Raw genomic sequence first — 23,312 nt, 5'->3', positions numbered from 1 at the left:
GCACCGTCTGATAACAGTGCCGCCGTTTCGCCGCCGCATGCACGAGCTGTCCCGAGCGGCCACGTTTCCCGCGTCACTCGCGCTGAGAATCATCGTGAAGCAATAGGTCAGTGAGTTTCGCCTGGTTAAAACCGACGATAACCTCGCGTTGGTCGTCCCATTCAATCACCGTGGTCGGGGTGGCGCTGGCACCCAGCGCCATTAACTCGTCCATCCACTGTTCGTTTTGCGTAATATCACGCTCTTCAAAGGCAATCCCATGGTGAGACAGCCACGCCATCTCGCGCCCGCAGAGCCTGTGAGGATCCGTGAACGCACGCCCATCCTCCTCGGTGCTGTCAAATGCTGGCCCGTCATGGATCGATCCGCGACGCCCCTAAAATTGGTGGATTGCATTAGCGTCTTCCTTCGCATACGATCCCCTCAGGGGGGATATGGCAAGGCGGAATCCCCACCACGCGAAAACAGAGGAGGTTGTCGCCACGGCCGAGCATCATCACCACAGTCACGGGCCCGCAAACGGGTTCGGCCGCGCCATCGCCGTGACCGTGGTCCTCATTGTCGCCAAAGCACTCGGCGCCTGGTGGGGCCACAGCCTCGCCTTGGGTGCGGATGCGGCGCATTCGCTGGGGGATGTGGGCGCGCTGGGGCTGGCTTGGTATGCCGATCGCCAGCGGCGCCGGCCACCGACCGCCCACTTTACATTTGGCTGGGGGCGTCTGGAAGTGCTCGCCGGCCTCGCCAACGCGCTCCTGTTGTGGGTGATGGCCGGCGCGTTAGGGTGGGATGCCCTACAACACTGGCGGCAGCCGGCAGCGAACGCGGGCATCATGGCGGTGGCCGCAGGCGTCTCGCTGATCGCGAATGGCGTCTTAGCCTGGGGTTTTCGCGATCCGCAGGATTTCAATCGCCGGAGCGCGCTCTGGCATTTGGCGACAGACAGTGCGGGGTCCCTCGGGGTCTTGCTCGCGGCCGCCGTGTTGTGGCGGACCGGGTGGAGTCCGGTCAATGCTGTGGTGACCCTGGTGATTGCCGTCCTGATGGTCTGGGGCGGCTGGGGGGTCGTCCGGGATACCGTGCGGGTGTTGCTGGAAGCCGCCCCGGCCTCGATCCCGCTGGCGCAAATCGAAGCCCAGATGGCTGCCGTCCCCGGCGTGGATGCCGTCCATGATTTGCACGTGTGGACCGTGAGCAGCGAGGCCCCGGCGTTGGCCTGCCATGTCACATTGACCGCCGCCGCGCCACCACCCCAAGACGTGCTCTGCCAGTTGCACGAGGTGCTGGTGCCATATGGGATCACGCATTCCACGATCCAGGTCGAAACGGGCGACGAAGCCCATCCGGAGCCGCCCTGGTAAGGGCACGCCCCGCCGACGCAACGAAAGGATCGAGGAGGGACACGATGTCACGCACGCGTAATCGCCAACCGATGGTTCATCGCATGGCGCGGATCGAGGGGCATGTCCGCGCAGTCCGGGAGATGCTCGTCAGCGATCGGGACTGCCCGGAGATTTTGATTCAGCTGGCGGCGATTCGCGCGGCACTGGATGGGGTCGCCCGTCTGGTCTTTGAGGACCACATGGACAGTTGCATTGTCGACGCGGTCGAGACCGGCAACGCCGAGGCGAAAATTGCCGAAATCAAAACGGCGTTTGCGCAGTACTTCATCTAGACCGGGTGCCCGTTACCGCCGCCAGAGCATGACGGTCACGCCGACAAGACAGATGGCGGCGCCGATCCATTCCGAGACATCGGGGCGTCGATGGTCAATGCCCCAACCCCAGAGCACGGCGAGGACAATGAACACCCCGCCGTAAGCCGCATACACCTTGCCGAACGACGCAAACTCCTGACGCGTGGCAATGATGCCATACAAAAAGAGGATGGCGCCCCCTAACAACCCCACCACAAGGGATCGACCATGGCGCAGCCATTGCCAGACGAGGTAACCGCCGCCAATTTCGGCGAGACCTGCGAAAAAAAACAGGACATAAGCTCGAAGCATCGATGTCCTCCTGCGTTCTTCGGATTTTTGACTGCCGCGCGATGGTGACGCCGGGGCGCAAACGGGCGCCCGATCGTCATCTCGAACGGCCCGATCGCGCCACGCGCAACCAATGCTCCGCGGCCATTTGCACCGCATCCCAGGGGCTCCCCAAAGGCGGTGTGTAGCTGAGGTCCACCTCCAAGCATTGGGCCACCGTCATCTGGTGATACAGCGCCATGGCAAAGAAATCGATGCGCTTGGCCACCGCGGCTTGCCAGTGCCCCAGCATCTGGGCGCCTAAGAGGCGGCCCGTTTCACGATCGCCGGTGATGCGAAACGTCAGCTCGCGGGCACCGGGATAGTAAGCCTTGTGGTCCCATGCCGTGAATTCGACCGTCTGCGGCTGATAGCCGGCCGCCACGGCTTCGTGATCGCGAAAGCCCGTGCGCGCAATGGCCCAGTCGAACACTTTGACCACCTGGGTGCCGAGGGATCCGGCGAAGTGCGCGTCACCCCCGGCCGCATTGTCACCCGCGACCCGTCCCTGCTTGTGCGCCGTCGTCCCCAGCGGCAAATAGGTCGGCGCGCCGAGCAACCGATGATAGGTTTCAACACAGTCACCCGCGGCGTAAATGTCGGGCAGTGCCGTGGCCATCGTCCGGTCCACCGGAATGGCGCCTTTCAGGCCCAGGGCCAACCCCGCCGCGTGCGCCAGGTCCGTGACGGGTTGAACCCCGACCACCACCAAGACCAGGTCGGTGTCCTCCGCGAAGCTGGGGGACCCCGTGACGTGCAACGTGTCACCCGTTCGCGTGATGCGCTCGATCCGGATGCCCGTCCGGACCGCAACACCGTGGGCGGTGAGATGCGTCCCCAGGCGCCCGCCCAAGTCAGGATCGATGGTCGGTAAGACGGCCGGCGCCTGTTCCGCCACCGTCACGGCCAGTCCGCGGTGCCGCAAGGCATCGGCCATTTCCAGTCCGATGTAGCCCGCCCCAATGATGAGCGCGCGCTGGGGCTGGTGGGTGTCCAGATGGGCCGCCACCCGGAAACTATCCGCCATACTATGGAGCAAGAAGACTCCCGGGTGATCCACCCCCGGTATGGGCGGTCGAATGGGTTCTGCTCCCGTGCCGATCACCAGCTTGTCATACGGTACCGTCTCGGGGGCTTGGCTCTCAGTTTGCACCCGCACCGTATGTGACGCCGGATCGATGGCGAGCGCCCGGGTGTTCAACCGGACCCGGATGCCCGCTGATTCAATGTCGCCCAGCGTGCGATGCGCGAGCTGGTGCCAATCGGCCACCTCGCCGCTGAGATAGAAGGGCAGACCGCAGATGCTGTAGTTGGGAAAGGCATCGGCCACCAGCATGGTGACGGGGGCGGTGGGATCCACTTCTCGGGCGCGCAGCGCCGCGCTGATGCCGGCATCACTGCCGCCGATGATCAGAATATGAGCCATAGGGATAACCTCCTTAGATGGGCGCGGCTTCGTCGGTCCGCACCACGGTGCCGGATACCGGGATCGCGAGTGCCATGGTTTGAAAGACGGTGCTGTTCCGTTTCGCCGTCTCCACCAAGCGCGTCAGCCGGGCCTCGGCCACGGCGGTCTGGACCGTCGATGGATAGGTCACCGAGACCAATTGGGGCGGCTGATCGTGGCGCACCCCGGTCAGCTGAATGGCCATGGCCGTGATGGGCCGACAACAGCATTTCGACCGGATTGCACCCGGCGGTGGCGTCGCCCCGCCGCGCCCCCAACGTCAGGGAAAAATCCCGGGTCGTCGCCACGACGTGCTGGGCATTGTTTCGTCGCACGTCCACCGCATAGGTTTGCATGAGACATCCCTCCTATCCAATGACGGCAGACCAGCCCCAAAGCGCTATCAACGTGACCAAGAGCACCGGAATGGTGAGCGTCACGCCCACCCGCATGTAATAGCCCCAGGTAATGCGCACCCCGCGCTGCTCTAACACGTGCAGCCAGAGGAGCGTGGCCAGCGAGCCAATGGGGGTGAACTTGGGCCCCAAGTCACAGCCCACCACGTTCGCATACGCCATGGCCGTGTGCAGGGTCGGTCCCACCGCCGCGTCATGGATCGCCAAGGCATTGATCAGCACGGTCGGCATATTGTTCATCACCGAGGAGAGCGCGGCCGCCACGACCCCCGTGCCCACAATGCCGGCGACGGCGCCATGGGTCCCCAGGGCTGTCAACACCGTGCCCAACAGATGGGTGAGCCCCACGTTCCGCAAACCAAAGACCACGACATACATGCCGATCGAAAACACGACGATTTTCCAGGGGGCATTTTTCACCAACGACGGGATGGGGACCACCGGGCTCCGGTGGGCGATGACCAATAAACCCACCGCCGCCGCCCCCGCAAAAATCGCCACCGGCCAATGCAGGAACTGGCTCGCGAAATAGCCGACAAGCAACAGGCCCAACACGACCCACGCCGCCCGAAAGACCCGGGGGTCCTTAATGGCCGACACCGGCGATCGCAAGTCGGCCGTCGTCACCGAAGCCGGTATGGAGCGACGATAAAAGAGGTACAACACCCCCAGACTCGCCCCCAACGCCACCAGGTCTACCGGCACCATGCGGAGGGCATACGATCCGAATCCCCAATGGAAATAGCCGGCCGAGACTATATTGACCAGGTTGGAGACCACCAGTGGCAACGACGTGGTATCCGCAATAAAGCCGCTGGCCATGATAAGGGCCACGGTCGCCTTGGGATCCAGTTTGAGCGCTTTCGCTTGTTCATACACAATCGGCGTGAGGATGAGGGCAGCCCCATCATTCGCAAACAGCATGGCCACCAGCGCTCCCAGGACACCCAAGAGCAGAAACAAGCGCAGGCCATGCCCGCGGGCGACGCGAATCATGTGCAGCGCCGACCACTCAAAGAAGCCCACGGCATCGAGAATGAGCGAAATGAGAATCACCGCGACAAAGGTGAGGGTGGCATCCCAGACAATCCCCACCACCGTGCCGACGTTGGTCCACGAGACAATCCCCAGCAGGAGGGCCACGATCGCCCCACCCAGCGCGGTCCATCCAATCGAGAGACCCCGCGGTTGGGCAATAATGAGCACAAGAACCACGAGAAATAGTCCGACGGCTAATGCTACCGCCATGCCCGGGTCTCCTCCGCCATCCACGGCCTGCGGCGTCGCAACACCATCATTCCGAGGCCCCCAAGACATCCTCCACCGGAGCCGCCACGGGGATGGCGCACGCGGCCCCCACTTGGTGACTCCGCAGCCACGTGGCCTCGTCCTCCGAAATCGACAGCCCCTGCAGTACATTGGATGAGCTGGCGGAGGTCGCTGTCGGTCTCGCCCAGCACCTTCAGACCCTCCGTAAACAAAAAGACTTCCACCGCATCAATGCCGTTCTCCACCCGCGCGTCGTAAATTCGCTTCGCCACATGCAAGCCGGCACTCGCGCGGCTGGGGTTGTCCTGGCCGGACAACAGCACAATCGCCAGGTTCGCCATCGTACGATCCCTCCTGTGATATCGTGGGGCCCTTAATGGGCCCCCATTGCCACTCCTGGCGGCATGGCCGCCAACAGCTCTTCCACCGCCACCAAACCGACCACGTCGGTCGCCAAGAGCGGCACGGGCATCTGGACCGCGCCGGGAAACTGACCGCTCAAGCCGTCCAGATAGCCTTGCTGCATGGCGTAGCGTTGCCGAAACAACGGATGGACACACGCCGCTTCCGGCAACACTTGGTTGACGAACACCCACCCCGGGGGAACGCCGAGGGCATCCATTTCGGCGGCTCCGCGCTGCGCTTCCCGGATGGGCGTCGCTTCCGGGTAGACCACCCATGCCCAGATCGTCTGGTGGGGGTCGCGCAGCACGGCCAACGCCTGCGCCATCGTGGCCGCTTCGGCGTCGTCGACCGCCCGGCTCTCCTCCATCCCGGCGGCTTTCACCTGCAACTGCTGCTGGTAGCTGAGCGGCAGGCTGAGGAGCCGCACCGTATGGCCAGTCGGCGCCGTATCAAACACCACGGTCTCATACGCATCCGTCAGGAGTGCCCATAAGAACCGGCGGAAGACGGCGACTTCTTCGGTGCACGGGGAATTCAGCTCCTCGCGCAAGCGTGCGACCGTCTCCGGCGCGTACCGCATCTCGGCCTCGCGCAGGATATCCGCCTGGTATCGGGCGGTGGCCTCGGCGGGGTCGATGCGGGCGACGTCGAGGTGTGGCACCCCGGGGACCGCCACTGGATCCTCCCCGACCGCCGTGCCCAAGACGAGCCCGGTGTGGGCCGCGGGATCGGTGGTCAACAGCAGGGTCTTCCGCCCCCCGTGGGCCTGCCCCACGGCCACCGCCGTCGCCAGGGTGGTTTTCCCGACGCCGCCCTTGCCCGCGAGAAAGATGCGCTGCCGGGACCCCTTAGCGGGCACTGGGGACATCCGCCATCACCCACCTTCCCAAATCGCGCAAGGCCGCTAACCCCGTCACTTCGCCCGCCTGCAGCGGAATGCGGCGGGCCGGACGGCCCCACGCCTGTTCCAAGGATGCGATAGCCGCCTCCTGCATCGCCTGGCGTGCGGCAAAAAACGGGTGATCGGCGGCCTCCCGCGGGATGACGCCATTGACCACCATCTGCGGTTCCACCAACCCCAACGCCCGCAGTTCGTCGGCGGCCCGGAGCGTCTCCGCGACCGCCGCCCGCTCGGGTTGGGTCACCAAGACAAACGTCGTCCGGGCGGGATCCTGCAGCGCCTGGAGGGCCCTGTCATATTGCGCCTGGGACGTGCGTAACTGGTCCACCGGCCCCAGGCAGGTTTGCCCGGAGCCTTGACTGGCGTCCGTAATGTGCGCGGACCAGGCGGCCGGCAAGGCCAACAGCCGCAAAGTATGCCCCGTCGGCGCCGTGTCAAACACGACCCCGTCATAATCGGTCGCCAGCATACAGTGCACAAATTCGTCAAAACCCGCCACTTCGACCGTACACGGCCCGCTCATTTGCTCCTCCACGGTGGCCAGCATGGCGTCCGGCAAGATGCCGCGCAGGGGTTCCAACGCCTGTTGCCGATAGGCGGCCGCGGCGGCCTCCGCATCAATTTCTTGCGCCATCAGGCCCGGCACCCCGGTAATCGCCCGGGGTGCCGGCCCAATCGCCTGCTGAAACACGTCCGCCAAATTGGACGCCGGATCGGTCGTCACCAAGAGGATGCGCTGCCCGGCCGCGGCCAGCGCCACCGCCGTGGCGGAGGCGAGGGAGGTCTTCCCCACGCCGCCTTTGCCGGAAAAGAACCAATAGCCCATCGGTTACGCCTCCCGTCCCGACGACGCCCAGGTCCCGTGAAGCTCGGCGTAGGTCGGATACCGCCCGACGAACTGCACCACCCCATCAATGGCGGTGATGGGCAGGGCCGCCGTCCCCGACTCTAACAGGGTCCGGTACACGGTCGGGTTTTCGGTAAACGCCGTCGCCTGCCGACTCATTTGGTAGCGCGCCACGGTGGCGCCCTCCGCCTTCAATTGTTCCAGCATCTCCTCGACCCGAATCAGGGTCGGATCGGGCGCGGATCCGCACACGCCGCTCGTGCAGCACAGTTCCGGGTCAAAAATCTCGACGCGCATTCCCCATCCCCTCCTAGCACTGACATCCGGGGCCGCAACCACAGCCGCTGTCCGTGGCCATAACCGGGATCGGCTCGCCCCGTAAGACCCGACCGGCAGCGTCGTCAAATCCGGTCACCGCTTGCAGACGCACCGCCCGCGCAACATTGACCGCGGTGTCGATCTCGCGCGCATCGGCCCCAGCCGTCCGCGCCAGGCCCACATGCGTTCTCAGACAGGGCTCACATCCACTGGCCACGGCCGCGCCGATGGCGATCAGTTCCTTCACTGTCGTTTCCATGACATCTCCTCCTTGGTTGGCACGAGGTCCGCCGCCCCCAATGCTGGAGATGACGGATCCATCACCGCACACGACAACCCGACATGATGGCTGTGGAGCCAGGCGGCGTCTTCGGCGTTTGCAGGCAACGCCGCCAAACAGGCCGCCAGGGCCGGCGGCACATCGGTGCGAAGACGGTAATACGTCCATGCCTTCTGCCGATACTCCGTCACCAAGCCCGCCTCCTTCAACCGGCGCAAGTGCTGCGAGACCGCCGGCTGGCTCACGGGCAACAGCTCGACCAATTCGCAGACGCAGGCATCGCGCACCGTCAGTAAACTCAAAATCCTGAGCCGGGTGGCATCGCCTAAGACCCGAAACCGCTCCGCCCAATCGGCGAACATGCCCCTCACCTCCATCACGACATCATGATATGCTTATATCGAGAAAATGACCAGTCCCGCCGAATTTTTTGTGCGGCGACGATTAGCGGCGGTCCGACGGGTGGGGGGTGTCGTCGCCTGCGTGCCACAGCAGATGATAGACCGCGCCCACAATGCCGAGCAACCCGAGCCACAGCACCGCCAGAATGCCTTGCCACCACCAGACCGGGGCGGCCTGGACGCAGTGCCAGCCGGCGTCCAGACCGCCAAGACCGACCGGCACCACCGTCATCGCCAGCACCCAGTGGCGGCGGCGCTGCCGCAGGGTCGGGAACGGGATGACCCTAGAGCGCCGCGGCGATCGGCCGATTCTCTCCGGTTCCGACGTCTTGGTCATCCGGATTCCCCTCCTGCTACACCGGATATGAGCGACGCCAGCCGCTTAATTCCCCTGAGCGAGGGTCCCGTCGGCCGCTGGGGCCTCCAAGAGGGCTTCCTGCGAGGCCTCCCGAAGCGTAAGGCCTTTGGACTCGCGCAGGGCCAACAGGGTCAACACCACGCCCAAGGCCGAAATGCCGGCTAAGAGTCCCATCGTCCCCGACAGCTGCAACCGGACGAGCAAGACCGGAAACAGGAACGCGGCAATGGCGGCGCCGAATTTCCCCGCCGACGCGGAGATGCCGAATCCCAAGCCCCGCACCGTCACCGGAAAAACCTCGGAGGGAAACACAAACGTCGTACTGTTCGGGCCGAATTCGATAAAGAGGTAGCTCACGCCATACACCAGCAAAAACTCCGTGGTCTGCTGCGCAATGCCGGGCGCCAGCCACAAGATTCCATACGCCACCGCCATCACCGCAAAGCCCATGACCTGGATGAATTTTCGACCCAAGCGATCAATGGTCAAGGCCGAGATCCAGTACCCCGGCACGGCCGCGACGAGGAAGATGACCATGGAGGTGAGGGTATGCGTGAGCAAGGAGCCGGTCGGCGACAACGCTTTCATGATGAGCGACGAGGAGACGCTGTTGCCGTAAAAGGCCATGTCCAGGAACATCCAGGAAAACGCGGTCCCGATCAACGTCAGGAGAAACCGCCGATTGGTGAACAAGACCCGCGCGGAATTCGCCAGCGGCTTCACGGATTGGGTCGCGGCAGCCACGGTTTTGGCGGTCAATGTGCCCACCACCTGGGCGGCCCCCGCCGCATCCCCCCGCGCCCCGAGCATAAAATGCGGCGTTTCTGCAATCGAGCGCCGTAGCCAAATGACCGACCCGGCCGGAATCGCCCCGAGCCCCAACATCAGCCGCCACGCGGTCGCGTCCGGCACGCCACTGGCCAACAAGGCCGCGGCGACCGCCGGGCCGACCAACAAGCCGAATCCCTGCATGGCAAACACCGCATTGACCAAGAAGCCCCGGCGCTTGCGGTTCGAGTATTCGCTCATGATGATGCCGCTCATGGGGTAGTCGCCCCCGACGCCCATGCCCACAATGAACCGAAAGACCAGCAACAGCCAGACGTTGGGCGCGAAGGCGGAGAGGATCGCGCCACCCGTCAGGAGCATCGCTTCAATGCCATAGACCGTTTTGCGTCCGAGGCGATCCATCAGGCGTCCAAAGATCAACGCGCCCAGCACGGCCGCAAAGAGGGCGGTGCTGTTCAACAGCATCAGATCCAAGGTCGTCAGGTGCCACAGCGGCGTTAACAGCGACGTCACGACGCCGATAATAAAGAGATCATAGGCATCCGTAAAAAATCCCATACCCGCCGTGAGCCAGGTCCGCCAATGAAACCCCGAAAGGCCCGCCTCTTCCAGCGGCTGCAGCACGTGATCGCGCACGGTGGATGACGATGATTGCGTGTCCATATGGAAAAAAGCCCCCCCTGTAATAAGGATGTCAAAATGTCTGTCACCTACGTCGCATAATCCCATCGCGATATGGTGATGTGCTTATCATAAGAAGGCCTTGTGATATTTCAAGGATCGTGGTGTTAAGATTGGGTTAACACATGGGGCGCGACACGGGTAAACCCCCACAATCAAGCCGCGGACCCGGGTTTGGGGCCACAACGGGCTTGGGATAGGTCGGGACCAGCGTTACTAGATCCGCTAGAGCCATTGTCGTGCCATTGTAGAAACCTCGCGTCCCAGCTTTGGGGAGCAATGCGCGCCGACTCGGTGCTTCACTCTACTGTCTATTTCACAGAAAATTCTGCTGTGTCGCCGGCCCGTTCGTATCAAGGAATTCTCTCAGAATGCCGATAAGTCCTCAACCAATCTATTGCCATTTTCGTTCCATTGCTACAGATACCCCAATTTGCTCAGCGATCGGGAATGGGAAATTCTGTGGGCCTGGCTCGCCGGCCAGTCTTATGCGGCCATCGCCGCCCGCTATCAGAAAAGTCCCAAACATATCGACAACACCCTACAACGCGTCAAACGCAAACTGCGGCGCGCGTGGGCGACGGGATGCTCGCATTAAGCCCATCCGCACGTCGGATGGGCTGTCCTGGTTATCCATATTGTGCATGACAATCCGCCAGGAGGTCGATATCATGAAAGTCTCTGACCATTTACGACACGGCGACCGGTTGCCACGTGGTTCGTGGCAGGGCATCGTTCCCGTTACCCGGTCCGTGCCGCCTCAAAAAGGCCGGCACGCTCCGTATCGCCGCCAGCCGCGCCGTCGGGCCGATGCTCGCATACCCGCGGATCGGTCTTGTTGTTCGGATAAGGAGGAATAGCGCGATGACTTCTTCCGTGTGGCCCGCTCTGACGACGCCGTGGGGCACCATCACCCCGACGGGCACCCGCGCATCGGGTCTGACCTATGCCAACATTCCCGTGACACCAACGGGCGTCACCATCACTGTCATGGTCTATGACGACCACGGCGTTTGGGCGTGGTGGAGTGCAGATCACACCCGCGGCGGCTCTGGCTTTCGGTCCCTCGATGCCGCTTTGACCCATCTCTGCCAACTTCTCCATCAACACTTTGGCACCCCCTGTACGCCGACCCGATCCTCTGAGTTCTAGCCCCGTGATCGTCTCATCATTCCCTATGGAAACCCGTAGCTCTCATTATGACCACCAGGAGGCAGACTTTATGCGCTATTTTCGCGCCGGGCAATCCCCGGACACCGATAATCCAACCATCTTACCGGTCTCGCCCGGTCCTAAAATGCGGGTCTCTGTCACCCTTTTGGTCGATGCCGCCGATCCCGCCGCGGCGACCGATTGTCTCAACAGCATTTTCCGCGATCATGAAACCTTTCTCACCGATGGCCCGCTGATCGACTGGGCGTTTGGTCCTCTAACACCGTATACTCCGCCCGATCCCTATGAAGAAGGCATGGCCTTTTACACGCCCCAGCCCGATTTATTGACGGTCTGGCAGGACCTCGGCCGCCGCATCGCGGAACGCCTCGGTCCCGCCGAAGCCGACATTTTGTATGATCCGGATACCTTTGGCGACGACGACGGATCACGCTCCCCTGACGCGATGACCGCCCGCATCCAAGCAATCGTCGTCGATGAATGTCAAAAACTCGCAACGGCTTCTCTTTCCATACGGAAAACCCTTTCAGAACCCCTTTCCCCTGTCTCGACGCCTACCTCCAAAGAAAGAGGAGATTAAGATGAATCCTCCGTTACTCCATGTCTATCCGCAAGCCACCGCCCACGATTCCGTCCAGATCGTGGGCACCACGGCCGGCTTACGCCTGCTCGCTCGCGCCCTGGCCGACGCCATGACAACCGGACAGGGCACCGCAACGGTGTTTACCGCCGACGGCGAAGGCTTTACCCTCACGATTCTCCGGGACAATAGCTCGTGGACAGGCCCCGCCTGGACGCACCGCACGCTCCCGTATACGGACTCCTCCTCATCGCCCCATGATGAGATGCCTTAGTGTCGTAGCCGACCCGCCGCCGCGGGCCGGCTCATGGGAACGTGACACTAATCGGGAGGTGTGCCCATGCGCCGTGTCATCTTCTGCGGCAGCCGCCATTGGACCGATGCCGCTACTATCGCCCGCTGGATCGACGCCTTGCCCCCGGACACCACCGTCATTACCGGCGGGGCCCGCGGCGCCGATGCCATCGCCCACCGTCTGGCTCAACAACGCGGGTTGCCCACCGAAGTCTATCCCGCCGATTGGGCCACCTACGGCCGCGCCGCCGGTCCGCGCCGCAATGCCCAGATGCTGGCCACCGGCGTCGATGCCGTCTATGCCTTCCGCCTGCCCGGCGCCAGTCCCGGCACGGATGACATGATTCGGCAAGCCCGGGCAGCCCACATTCCCGTCAAATGTCTGATGCCGGAGGGATCTGTCTGATGCCGCCCCGTCTTGCCCCCGTGACCAACCTCGCCGCCTTCTGGGATGCCGATCCGCCCCCGCTATCGCCCGCCGTCACCCTGATTGCTCGCTTTCTCCAAGAAGACACGATCACGGATTGGCACACCTTTACCTTTTCGGACGTGCAAGCCGCCTATATTGATCTGCTGTTCTACACCCCCATTGAGCATATCGACGACTATGACGATGAGGACGACGGCGATGTCAATCGCGACAATTTATGGCATCCCCTGCTCCAGGTCTCGACCCTCATTGACACGCTCGCGATGGAACCCGGATTCTGTCCGCCAACCATTCCCTTTTACTAATCGCTCGGGAGGTGACACCCTATGACGTATTCCGCGTACCTCAGTGAAGACGATATTCTCGAGTGGAGCACTTGGTGGGAAACGCTTATGGCATATAAGTGGACGGCTGATCAAGGCCGCCCCGTCCCCCCGTTAGCCCTGACATGGCGACAAGGCCCCGTATCGCGCTCCGACCACGCTCGTCGCTTGCTCACCTGTTGGATTCCCACCGCACAGATCCTGACCACCGATGATACCGACGAGACATCGATCCTTCGTCTCACGTGGACCGATCCCGCGTGGACCACCTGGCTCACTCGCCTGCGCGATCCCGCGTTGCCCCCGTCCATTCGCCGCACCGCAGCCCAAACCTATGCTCAGGTCTGGGCCACCGTCCAAGATTTTCTCGCCAAAAGTCAGGATTATGCCATGCAAGCGACCGTCACCGCGCAAGGCCGCCGCTGGACGTGGCAATGGGACCTGGATTATGACAATTGGGACGAGTATGAGCCCATGCTGGTGCGCTGGGTCCATTGGCTCGCGGTCCTCACCGATTTAATCCGGCCCCTGGAGGAGGTGACCTGGACATGACCCGTGTCACGATTACGTTGGAAGACGGGCAAATGCCGCACGTCCATGTCACGGATGGTGTGCGCGAACGCCGCTATCAACTGCCGCTCGAGACCCTCGTGGAACGCCTGCACGACGACAGCGCGTCGTCTCGCCCGTGGACCACCAGCCCGCTCTTGCCCCCGCAAACCGTGTTTTGGGCCGGGCGGGGATCCGAACAGTGCTGGGTTGGCGATCTGCCGGCTGCCGCCTATCCTTGGGTCCTCGAAGGCTCCCGCGAATCCACCGTGATTCCCTTGCCGCGCCTCCTGTTTTTCCTCAAACAGCGCGACACCCACATCATCCAAGCCGCCATCGTGGCCGTCGCGGACAACGCCCCGCTCCAGCCGGACACCCCGTTGTACCGGTATCCGTTGAGCAATGTTTATGAGAATACCACCTGTTGCTGGACCGTGCCTCACCGTCCGTATACCCCCGCTGATTGGCCCAGCCTGGTCCGCATCTTCTTTAGCACTCCCAACAATTGGGATCTGACCCATCAGACCAACCGCAGCGGCCTCGATTACCGCGGCCTCGTGGCCGCGCTGAGCACCCGATCCGTCTTTCCCCCCGAATGGCTCCAACCCCTCGGCTTCCCGTGGTCGACGTGGATCACCTCACTACTGACGTAAAGGAGTGTCGTAACTTATGGCCGAACAAATATCCTTTCTCCCGGACGACCCCTCTCCCAAAGATTCCTCTGCCTCCCCCGAAACGGCACCTGTTGATAAAGATCGGGTGGTGGCCTATGCTGGCCACCAGCATATCATTACCGACCGAACGTTGACCCTCGAACAAATCCGGCAAATGATGGAACGGCTCTATCCGGAACTCTCAAAAGACCGATGTGAAATGACGTATAATGCGAAAACCGGTCTCATTGTGCCCATCGTCAAAGGATCGCGGAAAGGTGCGGGAGGTCGATGACCCCGGCCTGGATCGGCTGGTATACGGATCCCGCGGCATGTGCCGCCGGAAACGAACCCGTGCGGTTCCTCATCACACCCACCGGCGTTGTCGAATATCGCACAACCCCCATTGGACTCTTTCGTGTCGCTCGACCCGATATCCCGCGCCCGGCGATCTCGGCATCGGTTCCGCTGACCGCCGGGACCGAAGGCGTGACTTTCACCATTCCCCGGATTCCTTATGATTTCTTACCAACGATCGTGACGGAATGCCGCCGCGCTCTGCCGCACGAACTGCTCCTGGAAGTGCGATGGGACGTGCGCCGCCAGTGCTTCCGCATTCTGATTCCCCATCAGCAGGCGACAGCCACCTCAGTCACCACCGACGCCCTGCGGGATCCCTATGACCCGTTATTTCCGCGCGTCGTTCAAATCCACTCCCACGGCACGCTTCCGGCCTTTTTCTCCGCCACCGATGATGCCGATGAACAAGCCACGGGCTGTTATGGCGTCATCGGCCGCTGCGATCAGCCCCGCCCCGATATGGTGTGGCGGATGAGTTGTGGAGGACGGTTTGTATCCTTGACCGTCTCTAACTTATTTATGTAACCCACGAAAGGAGTGCAACATGTTGCGCGTTACCGATCCCGCCCAATTTCGGTATCGCGTGGCGTATGCTGCCCGTTGTCTGATGCACGGCCGCACGCATACGCGCACCTTCGATACCTGCTTTGAAATGGGAGACGGCGCTGAAGTCGTCGCTGCCCTCATGCACCGAGCTGCCCGCAATCCCCGGCTTCTGCACGCGATACACCAATGGCTCACGCCCGACGGCTTACGCCAATGGCAGGATACGGCTGCCGCCTTTCCCTCTCTGGCCCTGCGCGACTTAGAAGCCACCGCCCGGCAAAAACATTGGACGTGGGTGGACCGCCAAGCTCGGCCCTGTTCCTGCGCTTGGTGTCAACGCCGCTCGCCAACCGCTTGGGAGGTGTCCCCATCATGATGCTGGAACCCCTTCAACCTCTCACCATCCCCTTTTTCTATCGCCCCCACTTCCAACTGTTTGTCGTTGGCACCGGAGGTACCGGCGGCTACGTCGTTCAATATCTCGCGCGATTACTCTACGCATTACAATCCACCCATGCCACGACCGTCACGCTGACGCTCATTGACGGCGATCGGGTGGAAGAGGCCAATCTGCTCCGCCAACACTTCCTCCCCCAAGACGTGGGGCAACCCAAGGCACAAATTCTGGCCGACCGCTTTGGCGCGGTCTATGGTTTACCCGTGTTCGCCATGCCCACCTATCTGACCCAAGCGTCGGATCTCGATGCCTTCATCACCAGCGATCGCCAAGATCGCTACGCCGTGTGGCCAAACCCCAGCCCGTACGCCAGCCTTCACACTCTGCCGGTCCTCATCGGGTGCGTGGATAACCACGCTACCCGGCAATTACTGCATCAGATTTTCGCCCGCTTTGCTCATATTGTATACATCGACGCCGGCAACGATGGGGTCTATCTCTCAGACGATCCCGCCGACGCGGAAACCGTCCGCACCAGCGGCTATAGCGGCCACGTCGTCATCGGCGCCAAACTGTTCGGCCATGTCGTGCTACCGCCGGTTGGCGCCGTGTATCCCGATATTCTCACCGATGCGTCCTCGGCCCTGCCGGGCCAAGCCTGTGGACACCAAGCCGTCAGCCAACCCCAACGGATGCTCACCAATGTTTGGGCGGCGATGACGGTGCTCAGTGCCATCAACACGCTCTTAGCCGATCAGCAAATCCGCTGGCATGTCGCTAATTTTCATGCCCAAAACGCAGTGTGTCAGGCCCAAGCCCTGACCCCCTCGATATGGGCCCAATGGAACACCCAGGAGGTCCTCCCATGAAGACCCGTTTCCCCGATTCCCAAGAATCTGCTCTCTATCGTCTGGAAATCACCTATCTCGATGCCCAAAACCGTCCCGTCAACCGCGGCCAAGCCGTCGCCGTGCGACGCCGCGTGATCGATGGGCAAGGGCGCATCGTAACCGAAAAAATTCGTCACAAAATTTCCCGTATTCGATAAACCGTTCCCTCGTTATCCTTCCGCATTCTATGAGAGGTCCCACAAGGACACCTCTCACCCTAACATGGGGGCGTCACAGTCCATCCCCTGCTTGAAACCATGTCCCATTTATGATATGCTAACCGTAACAGGTTCCTGCCTCGTGTTGGACATCACGGCGAGATCGCGGTGTAAGGCGCTTTCTTGACCCAAGGAAGTACGCAAATGTTCAACAGCACGACCTGTTTTTTTGTTTTCCCCTTTAATAATGACCCAAGGAGCCATGATGCCATGTTGCCATTTCCTGACACCCTGCGCTACCACGGTCGCGTATTTACCGCACTCTGGCCGTGGGAAACGTGGCAAGTCTACATTAACGACGATGAGACCCAGCTCATCTTTGTCTCCAGTACGGACGCGGTAGCTTATCTCCTCGACATGCCGCGTCTTTCTGACGAAATGATTGATATCGATCGCTTGATGACCGTCTTTCGCGAGAAGCGGGTCCGCATTCCAGGGAATGGATGGGCTCTGTTCCAGAACCCCTGAGACTGCCCGCAATTAGCCTCTCCAGAAGGCCCCCACACGGTGATTGTCCGCTGGGCTGAGCCTTGTCCTCTCAACACCACCGCGTACGGTTTCCCACACGCATCTCATCAGGAGGTCACCGATGATTACCCTCAGTGATGTCTACGCCCACTACCTCGACGAACTCGCCTTTTTAGCCCGTCATGCTACGCATTGCCCCTTGGGCCCGGCCGATCCCGATCAACCGGCGCACGGGTGGGCCTATACGCTGGCCACCGATCTGGGGGGCCAACTGTCCACCCTCATCAAAGCGGATGCCGTTCAATTCCACCGCGTCCTCACCCTCTGGCATCCGGTCTCGCACTGTCGTTTCACCTGGCATGTCTTCTGGGGACACCGTCACCGGCTGGCACGACTCCTGGACGATTATGGACGGCGATCAACGCACGTGGCTGCCCTACCCCGACGACTTGTGGAGCCAATGGGCTGTCGAGGGCCTGCCCCCGTGTGTCTCCATCGCCTAATGTCTCACACTCTGCCCTAAGGAGGATGCCATGACCATTCATTGCTTAAAAATTTGGCCGGCTTATTTCCGCGCCATTGATACCGGCGTCAAAACCGTTGAACTGCGTGCCGAAACCGATCGCATCTTTGCCGTCGGAGACATCTTATGGCTACAAGAATATGTGCCTAGCCCATCCCCCCATTACACAGGACGACGCATAGCCGTCCAAGTAACCCATATTCTCCGCGATCCGCAAGGCCAGTGGCTGGCGCCGCATGTCGCCGCCTTGTCCATTCGTCCCATTTTTCCATCGTATGCCTCATCTTAGAAATGACACGTCTTCTTCCCCGTTCGATGAATCCCTCCACGCTGTGACGCTTATTAATCTCTATTCTTCTGCCAGTCTCGGATCGCGTAGAGAACAAATTGGTCAAGCCTTGGAGCGCTGTATGCCATGATTAAAAATAGCCGCGGCAATGCCGCTAAAGATACCAAACGTTGTCCCGCCTGCGGCACGGAAAATGTGATCGCCCTTTGGGAGCGTGTGCCGAAATCCGAAACTCGCGTGGCCCATACCTGCTTGGCTTGTGGGCACTGGATCATTCTCGATCACGCCGGATGGGACACGTTTTGGGGCGATGCCCCACCCTCGTCTTAATTATTTTCTCAATTAGGAGATGATTACGTATGGCCAACCGAAGTCTTATCGAGTGGACGGATGCCACATGGAATCCCGTTACTGGTTGTACGAAAGTGAGTCAAGGATGTAAACATTGCTACGCAGAACGCATGGCCCATCGATTGCAAGCTATGGGGTCGTCCCGATATGTCAACGAGTTTCGGGTTACCTTGCATCCCGAGGTGTTAACAGTTCCTCTCCATTGGCTTAAGTCCCGGCGAATCTTTGTTAATTCAATGAGTGACGTGTTTCATCCGGACGTCCCGGATGAGTTTATTGCAGATATTTTTTCCATTATGTCCCAAACACCTCAACATATCTATCAAGTGTTAACCAAGCGCCCCGAACGTCTTGCTCGTCTCGCACAGAAACTTCCATTTCCGGCCAACGTCTGGATTGGAACAAGTATCGAGTCGCAAGATGTACTTTACCGAATTGCCTGGCTTCAACAAGTACCTGCCGCCATACGCTTTCTGTCATGCGAACCGTTGTTGGGACCGCTCCCCGATTTGCCGCTCGACAACATTCACTGGGTTATTGTCGGCGGTGAATCCGGTCCCCATGCCCGACCGATGGCCCGCGAATGGGTGATTGAGATCCGCGATCAATGTATAACCCACGGTATCCCGTTTTTCTTCAAGCAATGGGGCGGGATCCAACGACAGCGCGCCGGTCGGTTGCTCGACGGACGAACATGGGACGAATTCCCTATTATCTTTCATGAGGAGGCATGATTATCCATGGAACCCCTCATCATTGATTGCGCCGCGTTTTGTCACTCCCCCATCTTAGGGCAACGCGCTCAAGCGCAGCCCCTCCGCACCCTGTTAGAAACCCACATCGCCCAGAACCATCCGGTCATTTGCGACTTTCGCGGCGTCGAGGTGCTCACGAGTGCCTTTATGGATGAATGCTTCGGCCAACTCTGGGATCACGTGCCCCATGACACCCTGCGGACCCTGATTCGGGTGCGCCACCTCAACGCCAACAATCACGCCATATGGCAGTTTGTGCTGGCACATCGGAACACAGCGTCACACCCCCGGCACAATGACGCCTAAAAACATGCTCAATCCTCTCCCTTGGATTCTCCCGATATCTTTCCATCTCATGCGTCGTAGAATACTTTGCTCGTCACAGTCCATATGATCATGTTGAGGAGGATTGACACGTATGGACAAATGCCGTACATTTAAGATCATATCGACTCAAAGAAGGCGAGGACATGTCATGCCTACCGAAACAACGAACCCGCGACGCGAGTCGCGTTTAGAAATTCGCGTTTCTGCAGAAACGAAAAAGTTACTCGATGAAGCGGCTGAATCTCTCGGACTCAGTACATCCGCCTTTGTGTTAGCCACCGTGACCCCACGCGCTCAAGCCATCGTCCAAGAAAAAACGGTGATGACCTTAAACGCTGAAGAAAGTCAAGCCTTTGTTGAGCAATTATTAAATCCTCCCCAACCGTCTGAGACCCTACAGAAAGCGGTTGCACGCTATTGGTCGCGGGTTGATCAAACTTCGTCATGAACGCATTAATCCGCGTTGAAGCCTTAGCCAGCTACCATGATCGCAAGCATTTCCATTGTCCCACGGGAGGACTAGACGATTACCTTCGTCAACGCGCGACACAAGACATCAAGCGCCGGGCGGCGGCCGTGTTCGTCGCCGTCCCTTCGGCCACACCTCAAAGAATTTTAGGCTATTACACCCTGTCGTCCTTAAGCATCAAACTGGCCGACATTCCGGCCGACTATCGGCACAAACTGGCTCGCTATCCCGATGTGGGCGTCACCTTATTAGGCCGTCTGGCGATCGACGTATCTTATCGCGGTCAACATCTCGGGGAATTTTTACTTGTCGATGCCTTACGCCGCGTCATCGACACGGCATCGACTATTGCCACTGTCGCCTTAGTGGTAGATACCTTGGAAGATTCTCAAACATTTTATATGCGTTATGGTTTCACCCCATTAAGCAACCAACGATTCTGGCTTCCTTTAGATAGTGCTCGCGCCCTGATGGCCAATTACCGCCCACCTATTCCAACGCAGGAAGAACATTCCCCTTAAAGCTCACGAGCGGTTATCATGCAATATCCCCCGCATCACGTGGCCATCGGATCCCTCACTGCCTATCCCTTGTCCGGGATTTTCCCCATTATCGTCGTGCGGTATACTGGATAGCAAAAGGAGGGCATCCCAATGACCCATCCCGTCCGATTGACGGCCGCCATCACGCACGAAGGGCCGTGGGTTGTTGCACGCTGTTTAGAAGTCGACGTAACCAGTCAGGGCTCATCGCTCGACCAGGCTCTGGATAACCTGCGGGAAGCCTTAGCATTGTATTTTGAAGATATGGACCTGACAGAGCGACCCGCAACACCGATTTTAGCTCCCATAACCATTGAGCTGCCGCAACCATGAGTCCCCGTACGCCAGTTCTGTCAGGTCAACAAGTCAACACCTTGTTAAACACCCAACAACGTCAATAACCATCCCCAAAAAGACTGTATGTAAAAGCTGATGCGTCAACCCTAACAATGCCCCAGCAAAGCATTTAGAGGAGGCACGTTGTATGGAAAGTCACGTAACATCGAAGGTTTACCATGTGATTCAAGAAATATCGGCACCCGGCGGAATTCGGTCTATTACGCCTGGATTTGTGGCCAGGATGCTGCAACTTGATCCGCAGACTGTTTTTGAAGCTATGGTTAAACTCACCGACTTAGGATTTCTAGGCCAGCAACTTCACATCATGTGCCCATTTTGCGCCAACGCACTGGACGACCAACGTCTCGATTTGGGCAAGACTATTACTTGTGCGGTCTGCGGTAAGACATTCGTAGTTTCCACCGAAAACATCTATATGCGCTTTTCTTACGTCCCTGAAAAAAAACATCTCGTATACCCCTGGTAACGTAGACGGAACTAGCCCGATCCAAGAATCAATAGCATCTTCCTTACCAATGCCGAACTTCAAAACCACCATCGCACGCTATGCCCCACGCATCGATCATTCCCGTTCAGAGACGCCGTAGTGCGCTATGACTCTCCCGCCATCTCTGCATCGGCTCTTTTATCGGTATCACGCGGATCAGCTCGATACGGAGCGCCATGCCGCCCTCATTATCCCCACCGTGTTGGCCGATGGCGACTTCCCCGATTGGGACTGGCTCTTTGCCGTCTATGGCTGGGATACCATTCAGCAGTGGATTCAGGAACCCGGCCACGCCGCGTCCCTCCCCCCACCCATGGAATGGCTGTGGACCGCCATTCTGCTCGGCACACCACAGGAAACACCTCGGTGGTCCGGCGGGAATGCGCGTCGTTCGGTGCCGCCCGACGCCCTGCCGGCGTGGTTTCCACCCGAATGGCGTTAACCTTCTTAACGCGGTCGCATTCCCCCCCAAATCCGTGATATCATGACGGCAAAGCCATGCGGAGGTGTCTTCGATGTTTTCGTTATCGTCGCGTCTCGTGCGCGGACTCGCCACGGGATCTGTGGTGGTTCTGGGCCTCTCGGTCTACGGTCTCACGGGGTCTTATGGATTGCCTTCTTGGCCCTCCTGGGCGTGGTGGCTCGCCTGGATCGGCATCGTCAGCCTCGGTGGTTGGGGACTCTGGTATCTGACCACGCATCGGTCTTAACTCGTTAACCGGAGAGTTCCCGATAATCACCAACCTCTCCCTATTTTTTCCGTCTGGACCCTGATTCTCGGCATCCTGTCTGTCGTCTATCACCGCTAATTCGCTCCCGCCCCATCTCATCATTCAGGAGGTGAATTCCCCATGTCTACCGACAACAATCCGCCGCGGCTCTCATCATCACTCGCGGAAATCATCCGGATTTCTCAGATCTTGGGCCTCTACGATGACGACAATTCCACCAACAATCAAAAGTCCTCATGAACGCTAAAAACAAAAGGCACTCTTGATAACGTAGCTACAATGTAGCTATAATAGATGTATAAACTCGACAAAGTGGGGGATACTGATGAAAGCGAATGCAATCGTGCGAGCACGCATTCCCGCAGAAACTAAAGACAAGGCCCTGGCGGTCTTAGAGAAAATGGGCTTGACCGCTTCGGACCTGATCCGTCTGACGTTTCTACGCGTGGCCGAAGAAGAACGTCTCCCGTTTGCCGTCGAGGTGCCCAATAAAACCACACGAGAAGCCCTTGACGAAGTGGAGACCGGTGGCGGTCATTCTTTTCAGGAGCTCGATGACCTGTTTCAACAGTTTCCCCAGTAAACCGTAGATGTCTCTTAGTATTCGCGTCACTACACGATTTGAGCGAGATCTGAAAAAAATGGCACGCCGCCATAAAGATTTAACCAAATTGAAAGCGGCCATTGCCCTGTTAGTGGCCGAAAAGCCGCTTCCTTCACGTTATCGCGATCATGCCTTAACGGGCGACCTGCATGGGTGGCGCGACCTCCATATTGAACCCGATTGGCTTTTAATCTATCGGATCAATCACTCCATCTCCGAACTCATATTACTGCGGACTGGAACACACGCTGACATTTTTGAGGAATAACACTGCCAACCCCAGCACGGTATAATAATATCTCGTCGCATGTCCGATTGTGCACTCCCGGGCCGCCGACCTACCTCAATCCCTATCCGCTTCCGCAACCGTCTGCCATAACGTACGGCTGGAGCTTATACGAATTACGATTACGACGAAGGTCAGAAAGACCGGGAGGAACCAACACGCATTCGTCTGCTCCCAAGTAAACCCGTTCCTTTATGCACCGACGGTTTAGGATTTCCGTGTGGAAACATTCTTTTCATTCCAAACCCTTCATGCTGTGACGCGGCGCATTTCGCCGCGTCATCCCCCTGTTCTCATCCTGATTCTTAAAGGAGGCTCTCTCTCATGGAACAATATTTGGACCAATATTTCCTCACCGATTTCACCCAACTTCAAGGCGAAGTGCGCCAACGCAATCAGCTCTGGCGCAGCCTTCAGGATCTGCACCACGCCGCGCAAACGCTCTATAATCAGCTCCAAGCAGATCTCGCGCGCTGTCCCGATGCCGATAACGCCCTCATAGCGGCTCACGCTGCGCTCCGCATGGCGTTAGAACAGGCCAAAGCCACCTTAGATGCCGTATCCGATTAACG

Annotated in this window: 44 protein-coding genes; 31 read left to right on the top strand and 13 right to left on the bottom strand. The window is 59.7% G+C overall.

Annotated features, from left to right (window positions below):
• Positions 1–73: 73 nt before the first annotated feature.
• Complete coding sequence (locus tag B8987_RS18550; RefSeq protein WP_084662169.1) at positions 74–280, bottom strand: glutaredoxin family protein; 207 nt, start codon at positions 278–280, stop codon at positions 74–76.
• 154 nt (positions 281–434) lie between these two features.
• On the opposite strand from B8987_RS18550, the gene B8987_RS18545 reads away from it, so the two are divergent.
• Positions 435–1,358 (top strand): cation diffusion facilitator family transporter, encoded by a 924-nt coding sequence (locus B8987_RS18545; RefSeq protein WP_084662167.1) that lies wholly within the window; start codon positions 435–437, stop codon positions 1,356–1,358.
• Positions 1,359–1,402: 44 nt separating this feature from the next.
• Positions 1,403–1,672, top strand: a complete 270-nt coding sequence (locus B8987_RS18540) for a metal-sensitive transcriptional regulator (RefSeq protein ID WP_084662165.1) — start codon at positions 1,403–1,405, stop codon at positions 1,670–1,672.
• Between the two features lie 12 nt (positions 1,673–1,684).
• Here B8987_RS18540 and B8987_RS18535 read toward each other — a convergent pair whose 3' ends face one another.
• From B8987_RS18535 to B8987_RS18480, 12 genes are all read right to left on the bottom strand, one after another.
• Positions 1,685–2,005, bottom strand: a complete 321-nt coding sequence (locus tag B8987_RS18535) for a YnfA family protein (RefSeq protein ID WP_084662163.1) — start codon at positions 2,003–2,005, stop codon at positions 1,685–1,687.
• Between the two features lie 76 nt (positions 2,006–2,081).
• Positions 2,082–3,449, bottom strand: a complete 1,368-nt coding sequence (locus B8987_RS18530) for an FAD-dependent oxidoreductase (protein WP_084662161.1) — start codon at positions 3,447–3,449, stop codon at positions 2,082–2,084.
• A complete protein-coding gene (locus B8987_RS18525; protein WP_242940724.1) occupies positions 3,434–3,826 on the bottom strand; it encodes a hypothetical protein in 393 nt (130 codons plus the stop codon). The genes B8987_RS18530 and B8987_RS18525 overlap by 16 nt, the downstream gene beginning before the upstream one ends.
• Before the next feature lie 12 nt (positions 3,827–3,838).
• A complete protein-coding gene (locus B8987_RS18520; protein WP_084662160.1) occupies positions 3,839–5,134 on the bottom strand; it encodes an arsenic transporter in 1,296 nt (431 codons plus the stop codon).
• The gene (locus tag B8987_RS20080) at positions 5,125–5,427 is read right to left on the bottom strand and encodes a hypothetical protein (protein ID WP_242940723.1); all 303 of its coding nucleotides are present in this window, start codon (positions 5,425–5,427) and stop codon (positions 5,125–5,127) included. The genes B8987_RS18520 and B8987_RS20080 overlap by 10 nt, the downstream gene beginning before the upstream one ends.
• A gap of 101 nt (positions 5,428–5,528) precedes the next feature.
• Positions 5,529–6,428, bottom strand: coding sequence for an ArsA family ATPase (locus B8987_RS18510; protein WP_084662158.1), 900 nt, complete (start codon positions 6,426–6,428; stop codon positions 5,529–5,531).
• Positions 6,409–7,287: a TRC40/GET3/ArsA family transport-energizing ATPase gene (locus B8987_RS18505; protein ID WP_084662156.1), complete on the bottom strand. Its 879-nt coding sequence runs from the start codon at positions 7,285–7,287 to the stop codon at positions 6,409–6,411. Before B8987_RS18505 ends, B8987_RS18510 begins: the two co-directional genes overlap by 20 nt.
• A gap of 3 nt (positions 7,288–7,290) precedes the next feature.
• Positions 7,291–7,605, bottom strand: a complete 315-nt coding sequence (arsD, locus tag B8987_RS18500) for an arsenite efflux transporter metallochaperone ArsD (RefSeq protein ID WP_084662154.1) — start codon at positions 7,603–7,605, stop codon at positions 7,291–7,293.
• 13 nt (positions 7,606–7,618) lie between these two features.
• A complete protein-coding gene (locus B8987_RS18495) occupies positions 7,619–7,885 on the bottom strand; it encodes a carboxymuconolactone decarboxylase family protein (protein ID WP_084662372.1) in 267 nt (88 codons plus the stop codon).
• Positions 7,870–8,268, bottom strand: a complete 399-nt coding sequence (locus B8987_RS18490; RefSeq protein WP_207651528.1) for an ArsR/SmtB family transcription factor — start codon at positions 8,266–8,268, stop codon at positions 7,870–7,872. Before B8987_RS18490 ends, B8987_RS18495 begins: the two co-directional genes overlap by 16 nt.
• Before the next feature lie 82 nt (positions 8,269–8,350).
• Positions 8,351–8,644 (bottom strand): hypothetical protein, encoded by a 294-nt coding sequence (locus tag B8987_RS18485; RefSeq protein WP_084662152.1) that lies wholly within the window; start codon positions 8,642–8,644, stop codon positions 8,351–8,353.
• 45 nt (positions 8,645–8,689) lie between these two features.
• Positions 8,690–10,117, bottom strand: coding sequence for an MFS transporter (locus B8987_RS18480; RefSeq protein ID WP_084662149.1), 1,428 nt, complete (start codon positions 10,115–10,117; stop codon positions 8,690–8,692).
• 451 nt (positions 10,118–10,568) lie between these two features.
• Between B8987_RS18480 and B8987_RS19895 the strand changes: the two genes are divergently transcribed.
• From B8987_RS19895 to B8987_RS18335, 29 genes are all read left to right on the top strand, one after another.
• Positions 10,569–10,733, top strand: coding sequence for a LuxR C-terminal-related transcriptional regulator (locus tag B8987_RS19895; RefSeq protein WP_207651527.1), 165 nt, complete (start codon positions 10,569–10,571; stop codon positions 10,731–10,733).
• 73 nt (positions 10,734–10,806) lie between these two features.
• On the top strand, positions 10,807–10,995 hold the full coding sequence (locus B8987_RS18470; RefSeq protein ID WP_084662145.1) for a hypothetical protein: 189 nt from the start codon (positions 10,807–10,809) through the stop codon (positions 10,993–10,995).
• 4 nt (positions 10,996–10,999) lie between these two features.
• The gene (locus B8987_RS18465; RefSeq protein ID WP_084662143.1) at positions 11,000–11,287 is read left to right on the top strand and encodes a hypothetical protein; all 288 of its coding nucleotides are present in this window, start codon (positions 11,000–11,002) and stop codon (positions 11,285–11,287) included.
• A 70-nt stretch (positions 11,288–11,357) separates the two neighbouring features.
• Complete coding sequence (locus B8987_RS18460) at positions 11,358–11,888, top strand: hypothetical protein (protein ID WP_084662141.1); 531 nt, start codon at positions 11,358–11,360, stop codon at positions 11,886–11,888.
• 1 nt (position 11,889) lies between these two features.
• A complete protein-coding gene (locus B8987_RS18455; protein WP_084662139.1) occupies positions 11,890–12,162 on the top strand; it encodes a hypothetical protein in 273 nt (90 codons plus the stop codon).
• A 66-nt stretch (positions 12,163–12,228) separates the two neighbouring features.
• A complete protein-coding gene (locus B8987_RS18450) occupies positions 12,229–12,588 on the top strand; it encodes a DUF2493 domain-containing protein (protein WP_084662137.1) in 360 nt (119 codons plus the stop codon).
• Entirely contained in the window at positions 12,588–12,917 is a 330-nt protein-coding gene (locus B8987_RS18445; RefSeq protein ID WP_084662135.1) for a hypothetical protein, read from the top strand. The genes B8987_RS18450 and B8987_RS18445 overlap by 1 nt, the downstream gene beginning before the upstream one ends.
• A 21-nt stretch (positions 12,918–12,938) precedes the next feature.
• Entirely contained in the window at positions 12,939–13,487 is a 549-nt protein-coding gene (locus B8987_RS18440) for a hypothetical protein (RefSeq protein ID WP_084662133.1), read from the top strand.
• Complete coding sequence (locus B8987_RS18435) at positions 13,484–14,137, top strand: hypothetical protein (RefSeq protein WP_084662131.1); 654 nt, start codon at positions 13,484–13,486, stop codon at positions 14,135–14,137. The genes B8987_RS18440 and B8987_RS18435 overlap by 4 nt, the downstream gene beginning before the upstream one ends.
• Before the next feature lie 16 nt (positions 14,138–14,153).
• Positions 14,154–14,432, top strand: a complete 279-nt coding sequence (locus B8987_RS18430; RefSeq protein ID WP_084662130.1) for a hypothetical protein — start codon at positions 14,154–14,156, stop codon at positions 14,430–14,432.
• Entirely contained in the window at positions 14,429–15,022 is a 594-nt protein-coding gene (locus B8987_RS18425; protein ID WP_084662127.1) for a Mov34/MPN/PAD-1 family protein, read from the top strand. Before B8987_RS18430 ends, B8987_RS18425 begins: the two co-directional genes overlap by 4 nt.
• A 19-nt stretch (positions 15,023–15,041) precedes the next feature.
• On the top strand, positions 15,042–15,419 hold the full coding sequence (locus B8987_RS19805; protein WP_176213291.1) for a hypothetical protein: 378 nt from the start codon (positions 15,042–15,044) through the stop codon (positions 15,417–15,419).
• Positions 15,416–16,309 (top strand): ThiF family adenylyltransferase, encoded by an 894-nt coding sequence (locus B8987_RS18415; protein ID WP_176213290.1) that lies wholly within the window; start codon positions 15,416–15,418, stop codon positions 16,307–16,309. Before B8987_RS19805 ends, B8987_RS18415 begins: the two co-directional genes overlap by 4 nt.
• Positions 16,306–16,488, top strand: a complete 183-nt coding sequence (locus B8987_RS18410; RefSeq protein ID WP_084662121.1) for a hypothetical protein — start codon at positions 16,306–16,308, stop codon at positions 16,486–16,488. Before B8987_RS18415 ends, B8987_RS18410 begins: the two co-directional genes overlap by 4 nt.
• A gap of 270 nt (positions 16,489–16,758) precedes the next feature.
• Positions 16,759–17,016, top strand: a complete 258-nt coding sequence (locus B8987_RS18405; RefSeq protein WP_084662119.1) for a hypothetical protein — start codon at positions 16,759–16,761, stop codon at positions 17,014–17,016.
• 121 nt (positions 17,017–17,137) lie between these two features.
• Entirely contained in the window at positions 17,138–17,539 is a 402-nt protein-coding gene (locus B8987_RS18400; RefSeq protein ID WP_084662117.1) for a hypothetical protein, read from the top strand.
• Positions 17,540–17,549: 10 nt separating this feature from the next.
• Complete coding sequence (locus B8987_RS18395; RefSeq protein WP_084662115.1) at positions 17,550–17,828, top strand: DUF3850 domain-containing protein; 279 nt, start codon at positions 17,550–17,552, stop codon at positions 17,826–17,828.
• A gap of 126 nt (positions 17,829–17,954) precedes the next feature.
• The gene (locus B8987_RS18390) at positions 17,955–18,158 is read left to right on the top strand and encodes a hypothetical protein (RefSeq protein WP_084662113.1); all 204 of its coding nucleotides are present in this window, start codon (positions 17,955–17,957) and stop codon (positions 18,156–18,158) included.
• Positions 18,159–18,187: 29 nt separating this feature from the next.
• Entirely contained in the window at positions 18,188–18,913 is a 726-nt protein-coding gene (locus B8987_RS18385; protein WP_084662111.1) for a DUF5131 family protein, read from the top strand.
• A 6-nt stretch (positions 18,914–18,919) separates the two neighbouring features.
• The gene (locus B8987_RS18380) at positions 18,920–19,240 is read left to right on the top strand and encodes an STAS-like domain-containing protein (RefSeq protein ID WP_084662109.1); all 321 of its coding nucleotides are present in this window, start codon (positions 18,920–18,922) and stop codon (positions 19,238–19,240) included.
• A 169-nt stretch (positions 19,241–19,409) separates the two neighbouring features.
• A complete protein-coding gene (locus tag B8987_RS18375; RefSeq protein ID WP_176213289.1) occupies positions 19,410–19,709 on the top strand; it encodes a type II toxin-antitoxin system TacA family antitoxin in 300 nt (99 codons plus the stop codon).
• On the top strand, positions 19,706–20,251 hold the full coding sequence (locus tag B8987_RS18370; protein ID WP_084662105.1) for a GNAT family N-acetyltransferase: 546 nt from the start codon (positions 19,706–19,708) through the stop codon (positions 20,249–20,251). Before B8987_RS18375 ends, B8987_RS18370 begins: the two co-directional genes overlap by 4 nt.
• A gap of 132 nt (positions 20,252–20,383) precedes the next feature.
• Entirely contained in the window at positions 20,384–20,605 is a 222-nt protein-coding gene (locus B8987_RS18365; RefSeq protein WP_139793607.1) for a type II toxin-antitoxin system HicB family antitoxin, read from the top strand.
• Positions 20,606–20,756: 151 nt separating this feature from the next.
• Entirely contained in the window at positions 20,757–21,098 is a 342-nt protein-coding gene (locus tag B8987_RS18360; protein ID WP_084662103.1) for a hypothetical protein, read from the top strand.
• A gap of 127 nt (positions 21,099–21,225) precedes the next feature.
• Entirely contained in the window at positions 21,226–21,561 is a 336-nt protein-coding gene (locus B8987_RS18355; RefSeq protein WP_084662101.1) for a DUF6922 domain-containing protein, read from the top strand.
• A gap of 73 nt (positions 21,562–21,634) precedes the next feature.
• Positions 21,635–21,829, top strand: a complete 195-nt coding sequence (locus tag B8987_RS18350) for a hypothetical protein (protein WP_084662099.1) — start codon at positions 21,635–21,637, stop codon at positions 21,827–21,829.
• A gap of 346 nt (positions 21,830–22,175) precedes the next feature.
• Positions 22,176–22,433: a type II toxin-antitoxin system RelB/DinJ family antitoxin gene (locus B8987_RS18345; protein WP_084662097.1), complete on the top strand. Its 258-nt coding sequence runs from the start codon at positions 22,176–22,178 to the stop codon at positions 22,431–22,433.
• 7 nt (positions 22,434–22,440) lie between these two features.
• Complete coding sequence (locus tag B8987_RS18340) at positions 22,441–22,722, top strand: type II toxin-antitoxin system YafQ family toxin (RefSeq protein ID WP_084662095.1); 282 nt, start codon at positions 22,441–22,443, stop codon at positions 22,720–22,722.
• A gap of 342 nt (positions 22,723–23,064) precedes the next feature.
• The gene (locus B8987_RS18335) at positions 23,065–23,310 is read left to right on the top strand and encodes a hypothetical protein (protein WP_084662093.1); all 246 of its coding nucleotides are present in this window, start codon (positions 23,065–23,067) and stop codon (positions 23,308–23,310) included.
• Positions 23,311–23,312: the final 2 nt, after the last annotated feature.

The sequence above is a fragment of the Sulfobacillus thermosulfidooxidans DSM 9293 genome, assembly GCF_900176145.1.
GTDB lineage: Bacteria > Bacillota > Sulfobacillia > Sulfobacillales > Sulfobacillaceae > Sulfobacillus > Sulfobacillus thermosulfidooxidans.
This window is presented reverse-complemented; position numbering and strand designations above follow the sequence as displayed.